Below are 15,903 nucleotides of genomic sequence, written 5' to 3'. Positions count from 1 at the left end.
TGCCGGCTGGCGGCGCCCCCGGGTGCGTGGGGAAGCCGGGGCCCGCCGACTGCCGGCATGGCGCCTGACGCTCCACCCGTTCGGCGCCTCACCCGATGGCGCCCTGCGAACGCGGCGTCATCTGCACCCTTCAGTCGCGCCGTGCCACCAGGCGGTACGCGTTGGCCAGGCCGAGGCGCTCCGCGAACGGCGCGAGAGCCCGGTCCATCAGGGTCGCCGCCAGCAGGGCGGGCACCCCAGCCAGCAGTATCGAGGTGCGCAGCGCGCGCCTCGTCGGGCCGGGTCTGGCAGGAAGCCAGGGGAGGTCGTCCCTGGGGGCCGCCTCGTCCAGGCCCAGCCAGACCGCCGCCACCAGATCGACCGCTTCGTGCGCCGATCCGTGCTGCTGCGCCACCACCGTGAAACCGAGCCCTGCCAGCGCCCGGCGTAGATTGGCCACCGGGACCAGATGCAGATGCTGCGGCTGGAGCCAGGGGAGCCACCAGCGCCCGAGCAGCCGGGCATAGCGGCTGTCCGGGTCCGGCACCTCGATCACCAGATGCCCGCCGGGGCGCAGTGCCGCACGGGCCGCCTCCAGCTCCCGCACCGGCTCGGTGCTGTGCTCCAGGTAGTGGAACATGCTCAGCACGTCGTATTCGCCGGTCAGCCCCGGCGCGAGCTCCGTGAAGCCACCTCGGTGGCCACGCTCGACCCGCCCCTCGCGGGCGGCGAGCTCGGCGCCATCGGAGCGGTCGAGCCCGTCGAATACCACGTCCGGCAGCACCTCCCTGGCCACCTCGCAGAAGTGCCCGTGGCCCGTACCCACGTCCAGCCACCGCTTTGCCTCGCCGACGTACGGGAGCACTGATTCGGCACGGCGCCGGTAGGAGGCGGTGCGCCCGCTGAACATCCCGTCGAGCTGCCGCTCGCCGAGGCCGTCATAGAAGTCCCGGTAGTAGAAGTCGAGCCCCCGGGCGTTGAGGCGCGGGTTCTGAAAGAGGTGCCGACAGGAGTGGCAGCGGTCGATCCGGAACGTGCCGGGCTTGTGCTGGAGCAGGTCGGTTGTACGCAGCTGCCCGCCGATCCGCGCCGAGCCGCACCATGGGCAGGTGTGCCGCATCGGCTCGAAGAACGCCTGCGGGCCGTCGGCGAGCTCCGTCCGGTACGCGGAGCGCAGTGCGGCCACCCGTTCATGCCGTGGCTGCTGGGGACGTGAACGCTCGGGGCGGGGCGTCATACGGCGTTCTCCTCGGGGTCCTGGGTGTCGGTGGCGTCCTGGCGGGCGAGGCGTTCCAGATGGGCGGCGGCAGCCGCGGCGCCGCCCGCCGAACGGAACGCGGAAGCGATCGTCCGGGCCGCGGCCCGGTATCCGGGCGTGTACAGCACGGCATCGATGGCCGCCCCGATTCTGGCCTCGGTCGCCCGGCCGAAGCGGACCCTTACCCCGGCACCCGCGTCGGCGACCTGCGCGGCGATCACCGGCTGGTCGTCCCTGATCGGTGCCACCACGAGCGGGACCCCGTGCCACAGCGACTCGCACACCGTGTTGTGACCCGCGTGGCAGACCACCGCGTCGACCTGCCTGAGCAGCGCGAGTTGCGGCACCACGGGGACGGAGAGCAGGTCCTTGTCCTGGTCCAGATGCGCGGAACCGGCGCCCAGGACACCCTCCGGGTCCACGATCACGGCCTGCATCCGGTCGCTTCGGGCCCGCAGCGCCCGGGCGCACTCGGTGAGGAAGCGCTGACCCACATCGGTGTTCGCGGTGCCGAGGGTGACCAGGACAGTCGCCCGTTCCTGGTCGAGCCACTCCCAGGGAAAGCCGGCCGGGCTGGGACGCGCGGTAAGAGAGGGGCCTACCCAGCGGATCCGGTCCCCGCCGCGGGCCGGCGGGCCTGCCAGCTCCTCGGTGGTGAAAGCCAGTACCAGGTGTGGTGAGAAGCGGGGGTCGGCCGTTCCGTCCGGGGCGCCGATACGCCCACGCAGCTCTTGCAGGAGCGTCTCGTTCCAGGCCGCGACCTTCGGCATCGACGCCAGCACGTCGGCGAACTCCGCCGAAGTCGTCGCCGACGTCGCCCACCTCACCCCCAGCCGCTCGGCGACCAGCCCGCCGGCCGCCGCCTGCTGGTCGGCGACCACCACATCGGGACGGAACACCTCCACCGCGTCCCGTACCCCTTCCGCCATCGCGTCGGCGAGCGGCACCAGAAACCGCTCCCAGAGGAAGCGCAGCGCCTCAGGGCCCCGGATGTCCGCGGGCCGTTCCGGACCGTCCGCCCAGGACGCGGGGGACGGGAACACCAGTGCGTCCCGTCCGGCGAGGCGATGCACTGCCTCGGGCAGCCCCGCCCATGCCACCTGGTGTCCCCGTTCGGCCAGCGCCGCCCCCACCCCCACCAGCGGATTGATATGCCCGACGAGTGGCGGGACGACGAACAGGTAGCGGCTCACGGCACGTTCACCTCCACGGGCACGGCAGGCGGCGGACTGTCGTGCCGGTGCGGATGGCGCCCGATCCAGTCGAGTACGAGATCGCGCACCCGCCCCGGGGCCTCCACCAGGACCGAGTGCTCATGACCAGGCAGCAGCACCGTCCGGCACCGGGGAAGCAGCGCGCGCAGCCACGGCGCCTGCTCGGCGAGGTCGGAGTCCTCGCCGTAGACCGCGAGCACCGGGCAGCGCAGTGAACGCATCCGCCGTTCGCCGACCACCTCGCAGGCGGTGACCTCGGCGGCGATCGCGGTGTCCCGCACCAGCCGTCCCGCGGCTTTCGCCAGCCGTGCCGTGTGCCCGCCGCGGTGCGCGGTGATCCAGTCGAGGGCATCGCGCTCGTTGGCCGTCATCTCGTGCCGCACCCGGTCCAGCAGGCCGGAGATCTTGAGTGCCCAGGAGTGCGTGGCCGGCTCCGACTCGATGACCGCGATGCTCGCCACCTGCTCGGGGTGCCGAAGGGCGTAGCCGAACGACACCGTGCCACCGAAGGAGTTGCCGACCAGGTGCACCGGACCGTGGATCTCCAGACGGGCGAGCAGCGCCCCGAGGTCGCCCGTGAACGCGTCAAGGCTGTACCCCGTGGCCGGGCGCTCACTCCGGCCGTGCCCCCGCTGGTCGTACATCACCACGTCGAGTCCGGCCGCTGCGAAGGCCGGGGCGATGGTGAAGTAGTAGCTCGCCAGACTGTCGGTCAGCAGACCGTGCAGCAGGACGACGGTGGCCCTGGCCGGGCGTCCGTCGCCGGGAGCGAGCCGTTGCACGTGCAGCCGGATGCCGTCGGCCTCGATGATCGCCATCGGTCAGTCCGCTCCCGCGCTCTTGAGGCAGTGGGCGACATACTCGACAAGCCGGCCCACGGTCAGCTCGATGATGTCGTCGAGCTCCATGGACGCCACGAACTCGGCGAAGTTGACCGTCCGCCCGTAGCGTTCCTCCAGATGACCGGCCAGGGTGACGAGGTCGATGCTCTCGAACTCCAGATCCCGGCTGAACCGGGTCTCCATCCCGATGTCGGTGTCGTCAAGTCCGCAGTCCTCCAGGACCAGTCCGATCATCGCGGTGATATCGGCGAGGATCTCGTTCTGGTCCGCGCGTAACGGCCCTGCAGGCTGTGTCGTGGTCACTTCCCGTCCTCCTCGTCGCTTGCTGTTCCGGAGCGCTCAGGGTCGCTCGGGCTGGTCGATCCGTTCGGGCCGCCGGTCCGCGCCACCACGTAGGAGCGCTCCGGCAGTCCTGGGGGATTGCTCACCTGCTCGCAGATGACCAGATGGGTACGCAGCGGCACACCCGAGGCCGTACGCACCTCCACGGTCAGCCGGTCCTGTGCCGCGGACACCACCGCGAAGTCCTTGGGACGGCCCCCGAATCCGGTGCCCTCCGCCTTGGCGGCTGCCTCCTTCGCCGCCCAGAAGCGGGTGAACCACAGCGTCTCGGATTCACCGGTGCCAGCCTGGCAGGCGGCCAGCAGCTCACGTTCCCCGGTGCCCAGGGCGGCGGTCAGCGTGGTCGCGGGGCGTTCGGTGATCTCCTCGATGTCGATTCCCGGACCGCCGGCGTTGCCACCGCCGCCCGCATCCGTTGGGGCGCGGGGTGCCACGAGGGCGACAGCCGCTTCGGCCCGGTGGGCGATCGACACGGACAGGGGTGGCAGCGTCCGGCCGTGCCGTCCTCTCACCACGGGCCGGCCGGCCGTGTCGTTGTCCACGTGCAGCTCGGCCGGGAAGACCGGGCCCTCGCCTCGCTGCCAGAGATATCCGCGTACCGCGTCCTTGGCGGCGATGCGGCCCAGCAGCCACTGCCGACGTCCGCGCGGTGGTTGCCGATCGTAGGCCTGGCGCTCGGCACTGCCCAGCATGTTGCGCATGATGAGATCACGCGATGCCAGGTCAGGCCACCGTTCATGGACCAGGGACCAGCCACCCGCGCGGTCCTCGGACAGTGTGTTGCGCTCGGGGAATCGCTCGACCGGCCGGGTCTTGGGATCGTTGTCGAAGCGGCGGTCCTGCCAGCCGTCCAGCTCGGCCCACACCGTGCCCCCGGAGAGCAGCAGGGCATCGGCTTCGAGCAGGGAACCGGTCAGCGAGGTGACGCGGACCAGGCACTCCAGCACGGTGCCGGGCGGGGGTGGCGGGCCGAAGAACCGCATCCGCCGCATCCGCACGGGGAACACCACGGTCCTCTCGGTGGCGGTCGCCATGATCCAGTAGCCGAGTACCTGCCCGACGTTGTCCAGCAGCGCACCGGGTGCGGACGGCACGGTCAGTACGGCGCGTACATGCCAGTCGCCGATACCGGTCAGCTCGGTCACACCCTGGTACGCGGGGCCGTGGAACATCCAGCGCTCGTCGTACAACTGGGATGCCTTGTGCTCTGGTCGGCGCTCGTCACGGAACACGCCGCGGTCCCAGGCGGGTGGTGGCGGGCCATGGCGTACGGCGAGCTCGACTGTCGCACGGGCGTGCGGGCCGAAGGACACCTCGGCGCGGTCGATTCCCGACGGGGTGACGGTGACGGCGACGTCCATCGGCTCCGCGGCCGTCAGCCAGCGGTCGAACCGGGCGTCGTGGACGGCGGTCGCGCGCATACCGGGGGCGCTGCGTTCGGCCGCGTCCATCATGTGGTGGACGATCGTGGTGGCCGGGACCACCGGCCAGCGGTCAGCGACATCGGGCCAGCCCGGACGCTGCCGGAAGAAGCAGTGGTCGAGGAGATACGGCATGGAGTCCGGCCCGACCCGGACCGTGAACGCGGACCTTGCGGGGGCCGGGCCGGCCGTCGGGGTCGTCGGCGGTGTGCGGCGCATCGCACGTGCCGTGGGCTTCCGCAGCGGCGGCGCCGGGTGGTCGGCGGCGGCGATCAGTTCGGCGGTGGCTGCGGCGGTGTCCCGCATCAGCGCATCGAGTGCGGCGAGTACGGGGAATCGCGTCGCTGCGGCGACGGGTGCGGCGGTTGGGAACGGTGTGGCCTGCACGGCCGGTGCGGAGGGCGTGGGCGGTAGCGAAGTGGCCATCGTGCGCCGGGGTGGCTCCGGGAGCAATGAGGCGCGCAGCGCGGCGGCGGTGCCGCGCTCCAGCGAAACCAGGGCGCCGCTCAGATCCAGCCGCACGGGCGGCAGTGTTCTCGGCTCGGCGGCCGCGACGCCTGCGGCTGTGACCGTGGTCCTGGTTGTGGCTGTGGGAGGGTGGTCGACCACATCGGGCCGCACCGGAGCGCCCTCCGCCCACAAGGCCACCGCAACCCGCCGCAGTTGTGCGAGACCGGAGCGATGGGGCGAGTTGGCCGCCACCACCAGATGCTCCCGGCCCGCCAGTGTGTCGTCGATCAGCGAGCCCAACTGCCCTGTGCCGACCTGAATGAACGCCCGGTGGCCGGACACGTACAGTGCTTCGGTCAGTTGCCGGAACCGGACCGGCTCCAGCAGATGCCGCACGAACAGCGCGCGGATCCCCGCCTCGTCGTCGGGGAACGGAGCCGCCGTGGTACCCGACCAGACCGGCACCGACGGCCGGTGCAGGGCGAATCGCTCGGCCGCCGCCCGGAAGGGTCCCAGACTCGGCTCCAGCATCGGGGTGTGGAATCCGGACCGGAACGGCAGTACCCGGCAGAGCACTCCATCGGCCCGCAACGCGCCCACGAACTCCTCGACGGCGTCCGGCGGCCCACACACCATCGACTGATGGGGCGCGTTGTCATGGGACAGACTCACCGGAAGACCGGAGTCCCGGAGCGCCTCCGACACCCGCAGCGCGGACCTGCCGACGGCGGCGAAGGCGAGATCGGGCACGGTGACGGTGTCGGGGTCGAGCGAGGCCATGAAGTCGTCGACGGCGCGCTCGGCATACATCCCGGCGGCCGCCATCGCCGTCCACTCCCCGATGCTGTGCCCGGCCATCGCGTCCGCTACGATGCCCATCCGGCGCAGCGCCGCGTCCAGCAGCCGCCCCACCGCGACCACACCGAGACCGTGCCGGCCGATGTCGTCGGCATCGGCGGCGGCCGTACCGTTGCCCGCACCGCCCGCCGTGGCCAGCCCGAAGTGCTCGGCGATCCCTTCGACTCGCGGTGCGAAGTCGCCTTCGAGGCCCGGGAAGACAAAGGCCACGCGGCCGGGGCGGGCGCCCGCGAGCAGCGGTTCCGGAGCGAACCAGACGTCGTTGCGACCGCGCCAGGCCTGGCCCCTGGCGGCGGCGCGCCGGGCCAGTGCCAGCCGTTTGGGGGTGGGGCCGACGATGCCCAGCCGGACCCGGCCCGCCGGATCCGCGGCCGCGGAAGGTGCGATCCCCGTGGCCAGTACGGTGCGGTCGTCGGCGTCCAGCAGGGCGGCCAGCCGCTCCGGGGTGTCGGCCGCGAGCAGCAGCATCCGCTCCGGCTCCGCGACGGACAGAGTCCGGTGCGCCCCAGCGTTCGACCCCGTTGCCCCTGACGACCTCGTTGACCTCGTTGACTCCTCTGACTCCGGGGCCTGTTCGAGGATCACATGAGCGTTGATCCCGCCGAAACCGAAGGCGTTCACCGCCGCGCGGCGCCCGCTGCCCGACGCCGTCTCCCAGGGAACCGGACGTGCCAGCGGACGGAAGCGGGTGTCAGCGACGGCGGGATGCGGGTCATCACAGTGCAGTGTCGGCAGCAGCATCCCGTGATGGACGGCCAGCGCCGCCTTGACCAGGCCCGCCACCCCCGCCGCGGGCATGGCATGGCCGATCATCGACTTCACGGAACCGATGACCGGCCACTCTTCCCCGGGACGGTCACCACGAGGGCCCACGGGAGGTCCGAACACCTCGGCCAGCGTGTGCAGTTCGGCCGCGTCTCCGGCCGGCGTCGCGGTGCCGTGCGCCTCCAGCAGACCGATGGAACCCGGGGCGGCGGGATCGATGCCGGCCGCCCGCCATGCCTGCCGTACCGCCCTGATCTGGCCGCCCGGATCGGGGTTGACCAGCCCCGCCGTACGGCCGTCGCTGCTCACCCCCGTGCCCCGGATCACCGCGTAGACACGGTCACCGTCCCGCTCCGCGTCCGCCAGCCGCTTGAGTACCACCACCCCCGTGCCCTCGCCGATCAGGATGCCGTCCGCGTCGCGGTGGAACGGGCGGACGCGCTGGCTCGGCGACAGTGCGCGCAGCTGCGAGAACACACTCCAGAGCGTGATGTCATGGCAGTGGTGCACACCGCCCGCCAGCATCGCGTCGCAGCGTCCGGACGTCAGCTCGCCCACCGCCTGGTCCACCGCCACGAGCGAGGAGGCGCACGCGGCGTCCACCGTGTAGGCGGGACCGCGCAGATCCAGCCGGTTGGCAAGGCGCGAGGCGGCGAGATTGGGCACCAGGCCGATCGCGTTCTCGGGCCGGTCGGGGCCGAGCCGATCGGTGAACGCGGTTCGCACCCGTTCGAGTTGGGACGCGTCCAGCTCCGGTAGCAGCTCGCCGAGTGTGCGTACGAGCTGGCTCGCCGTGCGCACCCGCTGGTCAAGCCGGACCAGTCCGGGGGTCAGATAGCCGCCGCGTCCCAGCACCACCCCGATCCGCCCCGGATCCGGCAGCCGCTTCTCACCGCCCGCGTCCGCGAGTGCCGCCGCCGCCACGTGCAGGGCGATCAGCTGGTCGGGCTCGCTACCGGACACGGAACTGGGCATGACGCCGTACCGCGTCACGTCGACGTCGGTCAGTGTGTCCACGAAGCCGCCCCTGCGGCAGTACACCCGGTCCGCGGCAGCGGGTCCGGCCGCGGAATCCGGCCGGTAGTACGCCGCGTCCCAACGCCCCTCAGGGACCTCGCTGATGGCGTCGAAGCCGGTCAGGAGATTGCGCCAGTACGCGGCCAAGTCCGGTGCGCCGGGCAGCAGTACGGCCATCCCCGTGATGGCGACGGGCACGCTGCGGAACTCGGGACGTGACATCTCACCACTCCGAAGCGGTGTGGACGACGGCCGTGGCCGTCCTGTCGCCCCACGCCAGCTCCCTCAGCAGGGCGAGCGGGCCCTCTTCCGGGTCGATCAAGGTGATTCCGCGCTGGGAGTAGGACCGGGCCAGCTCGGGACCGACCATTCCGGTATGGATACCGGATGGCGCCCAGGGGCCCCAGTGCACGGTCAGCACCCGGCGCCCGGTGCGCGCCGTCCATATCTCGCCGAGGCTCTCCAGCGCGTCGTTCGCCGCGGCGTAGTCCGCCTGACCACGATTGCCGAGCACGGCGGAGATGCTGCCGAACAGCACGGTGAACGAGGGGGCGTCGGGCAGTTCGTCGAGCGCGGACAGCAAGGAAGCGGCGCCCGCGACCTTGGTGCCGTAGACCCGCTCGAAGGACTCGGTGGACTTCTCCTCGATCAACCGGTCCTCGATCACACCGGCGGCGTGGATCACTCCGTCCAACCGCCCGTGCTCTGCATGGATCTCCTTGACCGTCTGGAGCACGGCCGCGGAATCCCGGCAGTCGACACTGCGGTAGCGGGCCCGGCTGCCGGCGGCTTCGAGGGCCGCGAGCGTGGCGGTGATCTCGCGCTGGGCGAGGATCAGCCCGGCAACACCGGCGATCTCGGACGGGGATCCATACCGGCCCCGCGCCGCCAGCACGCCCCGCAGGGCGGCCTCGTCCTCGGCCGCCGCCGTCACCGGATCTTCCGGACCGGTAGGCGCGGGGGTCCTCCCCAGCAGCTCGATGCGGCAGCCGCAGGCCCTGGCGAGTGAGGCGGCGCAGGCGGCCGTGATACCCCGGGCTCCGCCCGTCAGCAGCACCACCGCGTCCCGGCCGAGCCCGATGGCCTCGGCTTCGGCCGCCCCTTCGCCCGCGGGGCCCGCGCCGGTCAGGGCGAGCGGCCCGAACGGCGCCTCGGACAGCACCCGTACGCTCCGGCCCGCACGGCCGCGCAGCACGGCCGGGACGCCGCCGGGCGCGGTCAGCTCTTCGAGTACGGCAGCGGCGACGGCGGCCGGTCCGCCTGGTCCGTTCGGCCCGGATGCCGTGTCCGGCAGCAGGTCGATCACCGTGGTCGCTGTGTGCGGGTATTCGCGGGCGACGCTGCGGAAAAGCCCGCTCAGCCCCGCCGCCCGCTCGCCTGTGCCACCGACCTCGTCTGTCCGGCGCACCGCGATCAGTGCCGCTGGGCGGGCCCGCAGTGCGGCTTTGATGACGGGGAAGGACCCGGGGAGCACGGGCGGTCCGGACACCGCGAGGGAGTCGAGGAGGATGACTCCGTCGAGCGGCCCGTCCTTGTCCGTGAGGAGCTGCCCGGCGGGGAATCGGACGGCCGTGGCCCCGGCGTCGGCGAGCCGCTTCGTCAACGCGGCCGCAACGCCGCCGTGTTCGCCGTCACCGTCGCCGATGAGCGCGAAGCGCCGCCCGGTGACGCGGGCCTCGTCGCGTGCGGTGGTCTCGGGCAGGGGCGCCGGGCTCAGGAAGAACCGCTTGGGCGCCGCCATTACGAAGGCGGTCGCGCCGGGTGTGCCCCCGGCCCCGGACTTGGCCTCGGTCGTGGTCGTCCCGGTCGCGGTGGCCTCAGCGGCGGTGGCCTCGGTCGCGGAAGACGGAGGAAGCGGTGCCCGGGGCGGTGTGTCGGTTGATTCCCTGGTCGCGAGCGCGGCGATACGACCCGCCAGGGCTTCCGCGGTCCTGGCTTTGGCCAGTTCCTCCATGGCGGCGTCGTCCAGGGCCGCCGCCTCCGCCGCCACCGCGCCCGCGGCGACCAGCCTCCCCGCCAACTCACCGACGATCTCGGTGCGTTTGATCGAGTCGATGCTGAGGTCCGCTTCGAGGTCGAGACCTGGCTCGACCATGTCCGCCGGGTACCCGGTACGCTCGCTGATGATCTCGACCACCATGCGCAGGACGTCCGCGTCGGACAGCGCGGTGGGTCCGGGACCGGCCGAGTCGTCGTCCTCGTCCACACGGCGAACCTGCACCGCCTCCACCGCCGAAACCGGCGTCGGCACCGGCTCGGGTAGGGCGGGCGAGTGGGCCGCCGCGGGAACCGCGTACGGCGGCGCAGGGGCAGAGCCCGCGTCGGTGACGGGCTGAGCTCCGCCGAAGTAGGTGAGCAGGACATCGCGCTGCGCGGCCACCATTTCCCGGCTGGTCCGCAGGAATTCGGCGATCAGCGCGTCCTGGCGGGCCGCCGCCCCGTCGGCATCCTCGGCGCCCGTGGGGTGATTCGTCGTCACAGTCGTCTCCACCGTTTCCACGACACGTCGGGCCGGTGCCAGCGCACCGGGCAGCAGTTCACCGGAGGCGGTACGCACCAGATGTCCGTCGACCATCCAGCCTGGTTGCCGTTCGGCGGCGGCGCGGCCAGGGTCGACCGCATCCCGCCCCCGGAACATCCAGCCGGTGCGGACCGGCAGCCCGGCCACCGCCAGCCGGGCGAGCGCGTCCAGCAACCCGGACAGCCCGCTGTCCGGGCGGGGTTCGCAGGCGATGGCGAGGTGCGGCCGGTCGCCGAGGACGTCAGCGACCAGCCGGGTCAGGACCCGGCCCGGACCCGCCTCCACGAAGACCCGGGCACCGGCCTCGTACATCGCCTCGATCTGTTCGGCGAACCGCACCGGAGCGCCGACCTGCGCGGCCAGCTCCGCGCGGATGGCATCTGACCCGTTCGCGTAAGGCCGTGCCGTGCGATTGGACCACACGGTGAACTCCGGCTCCCGCAAGCTGTGTTCGGCCAGTGTCCGCGCGAAGCTGTCACCGGCTCCCGCCACCAGCGGGCTGTGGAAGGCACAGGCCACCAGTAGCCGCTTCGCGCCGTGGCCCCCTTCGCGAAGCAGCCGAACGGCCGCGTCCACGGCCGCGGTGGGCCCCGAGAGCACCGTCTGGCGCGGTGCGTTGTGATTGGCTATGACCACGCCCGCCACTTCGCCCGTGGCGCGCGCCGCGCCGAGGGCCCGCTCGATGTCCGCCGCGGACGCGGACACCGCGGCCATCGCACCGGGGTCGCCTCCGGCGGACGCCAGGATCGCCGTGGCCCGCTCCCTGCTCAGCTCCAGCAGCGCCCCGGCGTCGAAGACGCCCGCCGCGCACAGGGCGACCAGTTCCCCGTAGCTGTGGCCCGCCGCCATGTCCGGCTCGACACCCGCCTGGGTGAGCACGGTGTAAGCCGCGAGACCCACCATCCCGAGGGCGGGCTGGGCGGCCCTGGTGTCCATGAGGTCGGTACGCAGCCGGGTGAGTACCTCGTCCGCGAAGGCAGCCGGAGGGAGCAGCGCCGCAGCGGCGCCGCCGTCGCGGGCCAGCAGGTGGTGCAGCTCGGGGAAGGACGTGAACACCTCCGCGAACATCCCGGGGCGCTGGCTGCCCTGCCCTGGGAAGAGAAACGCCACCCTGCCCGGCCCGGCCACCGCGAGGGCATCGGACCCGGTTCCGGACGCGGTTCCGGAAACTCCGTCGGTGCGGTCGCCGACATGGATGCCTGCCTGAGGGGCGTGTTCCCCTGCCAGCAACCGCCGCAGCCGCTCGCACAGCTCCCCCCGGTCCTTCGCCACGACGGCGAACCGCACCGGACCGCGCCCCGTCTCGGCGCGCCGGGAGGCCGCCAGAGCCAGATCCCGCAGCCGCCACCGGCCGGGCCCTGGGCCTTCCGCGTCGGCTGACGCCAGAGCCAGAAGCTCTTCGACCGCCCGGCGCGCCGATTCGGCGTCCCTGCCGCGGAACAGGAACAGTTCGGCCGGCCAGGCGTCACGACCGTGCGCCGGTGGTGTGCCGTGGCCATGGGCGCTGAGCACCACGTGGAAGTTCGTGCCGCCGAAGCCGAACGCGCTCAGCCCGGCCAGCCGCCGCTCCGGGGGAGCGGTCCACGGCAGCGCCTCGCGGTGGAACACGAACGGGCTCCGACCCTCCTGCCAGGCACGGTTGGGCCGCTCCAGATGCAGCGTCGGCGGCCGTACCCCCGTATGCACGGCCAGCACGGTCTTGATCAGCCCGGCCAGCCCCGCCGCGCACTTGGTGTGCCCGATCTGCGACTTGACCGAGCCCAGGACACAGCTTCCTGGCTCCGCGCCGGCGGCCTCGAACACCTCGGTGAGAACTTCCAGTTCGGTCCGGTCACCGACCACCGTGCCGGTGCCGTGCGCCTCCACCAGACCGATGCCGGCGGGAGAGGTCCCCGCATTGCGGTGCGCCCGGTCGATTGCCCTGCGCTGTCCTTCCGGCCGGGGAGCCGTCAGCCCGAGTGAACGGCCGTCGCTGGAGCTGCCGACGCCCTTGATCACTCCGTAGACGCGGTCGCCGTCGCGCTCGGCGTCGGCCAGCCGCTTGAGCACCACGCAGGCCACACCCTCGCCGAGGGCGATTCCGTCGGCGCCGCTGTCGAAGGCACGCGAGCGGCCCGTGGGTGAGAGCGCGTGCACCGACGAGAACAGCACATAGTCGTTGATCCCGTTGTGCAGATCGGCGCCGCCGCACAGCATGACGTCGCTGGTGCCCGCGACCAGCTCCTTGCAGGCCACATCGACAGCGGCGAGCGAGGAGGCGCAGGCGGCGTCCACGGTGAAGTTGGGGCCGCCGAGGTCGAGCCGGTTGGCGATCCGCCCGGAGATCACATTGGAGAGCATCCCCGGGAAAGAGTCCTCGGTCAGCGCGGGCAACTGCCCCTCCAGGCCCTTGGGCACGTCGCCGTAGTACGAGGGCAGCACCGCGCGCAGCGTCGCCGCGTTCGACAGATCGCTGCCGGGTTCGGCGCCGAACACCACCCCCGTGCGCATCCGGTCGAAGTCCCGTCCGTCCGGGCCGAGTCCGGCGTCCTCGAGGGCCCGCCGTGCCGCCTCCAGCGCCAGTAGCTGTACGGGTTCGATACTGCCGAGGGAGGCGGGGGGTATGCCGTAGCGCAGTGGGTCGAACGGTACGGGCGCCAGGAAGCCGCCCCAGCGCGAGGCCGACGCACCGCTCGCCTCGGGGCCGTGCACGGCGGGGTCCCAGCGCTCGGGCGGGACTTCGCCGACGGAGTCCACACCGTCCAGGACGTTGGCCCAGAAGGAGGCGAGGTCGGGTGCTCCCGGGAACATGCACGCCATTCCGATCACCGCCACATCCAGCGGCCGGGGCGGTGCCGGTTCCCTACCCGCCGCGCGGTCCGGGTCGAGCCCGGAGCGTGCCCGCAGGGCGGCCCTGCGTTCGCCGAGATATCGTGCTGCGCCGTCGCTGACCGCGGAGTGCAGCGCCGCCACGGTGGTGGTCGCTGACCGCAGTACGGCGACAGCACCGGCCATGAACATGCCCTCGGCCAGTTGCCGTTCCTCGCCCACGGTGGACAGTGCGCCGCCTTCGGTGCGCTCAAGGCCCTTGGCGGCCATCCGCAGGCGTCCGACGTTGAGCCGTTCCAGCCGTTCCCAGACCTCGCGATCACCGAGGCCCTCACGGCGCAGGTCGTCCCCCAGCGTCCGGAAGGCGTCGCTGAACGGGCTCGGCACACAGCGGGTGGCATGGCCGGGCGCGGTCTCCAGGAGTGCCGTCCGCTCCGCGGCGACGACCCGCCGCTGGAACAGCGGCTGGACCGCGCCTCGTGTCACGGCCTCATCGGTGAACAGATACGCCGTGCCCATGAGCACCCCGACAGCGCAGCCGCGCGCGGTGAGCGGGGCGGCGAGCGCGGCGGCCATCGCGGCGGACCGCTCGTCATGGATACCGCCGGCGAGGAACACCTCGATCCGTTCAGCCTCCTGCCGTATCCCGGCCCCCGTCCCCGCACCGATCGCGCCCGCGCGATCCGGTATGCCGCCATGTCCGTCCAGGAACTCTTCCAGCACGCCGAGTTGGGCTTCCCACAGCGGAAAGCTGTTACGGGGCCCGACATGGCCGCCGCATTCGGCGCCCTCGAACACGAACCGCCGGGCGCCCGCGTCCAGGAACTGCCGCAGCAGACCCGGCGACGGCACATGCAGGAACGCTCTGATTCCCGCCTCCTCCAGGACGCGTGCCTGCGAAGGCCTCCCTCCGGCGACGATGGCGTGGGTCGGGCGCGCGGCGAGCACCGCTTCCAGTTGGGCTGCCCGGGTCTCCTCCGGAGCGAAGCCGAGGATTCCGACCCCCCAGGGCCTGCCGGCGAGTGCCTGCCCTACCTCCGCCAGCATGGTCCGTGACTGCTCCGCTCCGGCCAGTGCCAGGGCGATGAAAGGGAGAGCGCCTTCGGCGCCGACGGCGTCGGCGAAGTCCGCACGGTCGCTGACCCTGGTCATCGGTCCCTGCGCCACGGGCAGACGGGTGCCCAGCGCCCTGCTCATCGCGGAGCCCGGTCCGAGCGCTCGCTCGGCGGTGTCCTCGCGCACGGCAGCGCGTACGGTGTCCATGACGGCACGTACGGCGCGGCCTGTGTCGCCCCAGCGTTCGGCGAACCGGGCCGCGAGGAACCCGTCCTGACCGATGGGGAGTCGGTCATCCTCCGCGTCACCACGCTCCGGGCGTCCGCGGCGGCGCAGCGTCCGCAGGCCGGCCGCGACGACGGTCTCCGAGCCGTCCACCGTCCGCAGCACGGCGGCGATATGCTCGGGCGTCTCCGCATCGGCCAGCAGCGCCAGTTGGATGTCCAGCACCACTCCGGTGGCGCCGCCGACGACAGCCGCCGCCGCGGTCCTTGGTGCGATTCCACCGCAGGCCCACACCGGGACTCCGCGTAACTCCGCTGTGTTCAGGAGCTGTTGGAGCAGCACAAAGGTGCTGAGCTCTCCGACCTGGCCGCCGCACTCATTGCCGCGGGCGATCAGCCCATCGGTCCCGGACCGTACGGCCGCGCGCGCCGAGTCCAGGTCGGTGACCTCGACCAGCACACGGTGGCCGGGCGGTACGTCCCCAGGGGTCCAGGCGGCCCCGGGAGCGAGTACCACGGTGCCTGGCCGGGCGGGGTCGGGCGCGTGGGGGGCGGGCCCGGCGGGTACGGGCGCGGCTGTACGGGCCCGCACGGCGCCTGATTCGCCGGTGAGGGCCCGAGCGGGGCCGAGTTCGTCCGGGCCCAGACGACACCGCGGGCCGATCCGGACGCCGTAACTGCCGGGAGCCCAGCGGCGCAGTGCCGCCAGGGCATCCCTGGCTCTTCTGTCGCCGGTCCCCAGGTCGAGCACTCCGAGCCCGCCGGCACGGCAGACCGCTGCTGCGAGTCGGGCGTCCGGCTCACCGAAGGGGGTGGTTCCGATGACCAGGTCCACGATGTGCTCTGCCGACGTCATAATTCTCCGAATAAGCGTTGGCGTTGCCCGGAGGTTAAATTTCGGTCAATCAGAAGCTCAAGACGTACAGGGCCTTGCATAGCCCGGAGGAATGAAATTCGGGCTTCTGTGGAACGGCTTGAAGATAGCGTTAGGTTACTCAAGGGTCAACCATCGGCAGATGGCCGAATAGCCTTGTTCAGGCGCAGGTTGAGAGGCGGTGGGGTAAACGGGCATGCCGGAATCGGGCGGCGAGTGTGGGAACTCCCGGCCCATGACCGCCAAGGAATTGAGCGAGAAAGGGTGTAGGGGG

At 72.3% G+C, this 15,903-nt stretch carries 6 protein-coding genes; all 6 read right to left on the bottom strand.

All coding sequences use genetic code 11. The features are described 5' to 3' along the window. Positions 1 to 130 precede the first annotated feature (130 nt). The 6 genes from ACFWI9_RS09210 to ACFWI9_RS09185 are packed head-to-tail and all read right to left on the bottom strand — an operon-like array spanning position 131 to position 15,611. Positions 131 to 1,216, bottom strand: coding sequence for a class I SAM-dependent methyltransferase (locus ACFWI9_RS09210; protein ID WP_387160144.1), 1,086 nt, complete (start codon positions 1,214 to 1,216; stop codon positions 131 to 133). After that, positions 1,213 to 2,430: a glycosyltransferase gene (locus ACFWI9_RS09205; protein ID WP_387160143.1), complete on the bottom strand. Its 1,218-nt coding sequence runs from the start codon at positions 2,428 to 2,430 to the stop codon at positions 1,213 to 1,215. Before ACFWI9_RS09205 ends, ACFWI9_RS09210 begins: the two co-directional genes overlap by 4 nt. Next, positions 2,427 to 3,269, bottom strand: a complete 843-nt coding sequence (locus tag ACFWI9_RS09200) for an alpha/beta fold hydrolase (RefSeq protein WP_387160141.1) — start codon at positions 3,267 to 3,269, stop codon at positions 2,427 to 2,429. The genes ACFWI9_RS09205 and ACFWI9_RS09200 overlap by 4 nt, the downstream gene beginning before the upstream one ends. Before the next feature lie 3 nt (positions 3,270 to 3,272). After that, positions 3,273 to 3,596 (bottom strand): acyl carrier protein, encoded by a 324-nt coding sequence (locus ACFWI9_RS09195; protein ID WP_387160139.1) that lies wholly within the window; start codon positions 3,594 to 3,596, stop codon positions 3,273 to 3,275. After that, positions 3,593 to 8,368 (bottom strand): beta-ketoacyl synthase N-terminal-like domain-containing protein, encoded by a 4,776-nt coding sequence (locus ACFWI9_RS09190; protein ID WP_387160137.1) that lies wholly within the window; start codon positions 8,366 to 8,368, stop codon positions 3,593 to 3,595. The genes ACFWI9_RS09195 and ACFWI9_RS09190 overlap by 4 nt, the downstream gene beginning before the upstream one ends. A 1-nt stretch (position 8,369) precedes the next feature. Continuing rightward, entirely contained in the window at positions 8,370 to 15,611 is a 7,242-nt protein-coding gene (locus tag ACFWI9_RS09185; protein ID WP_387160135.1) for an SDR family NAD(P)-dependent oxidoreductase, read from the bottom strand. Between the last annotated feature and the right edge of the window lie 292 nt (positions 15,612 to 15,903).

Origin of the sequence: Streptomyces sp. NPDC127084, from assembly GCF_042724175.1 — a bacterium.
GTDB lineage: Bacteria > Actinomycetota > Actinomycetes > Streptomycetales > Streptomycetaceae > Streptomyces.
This window is presented reverse-complemented; position numbering and strand designations above follow the sequence as displayed.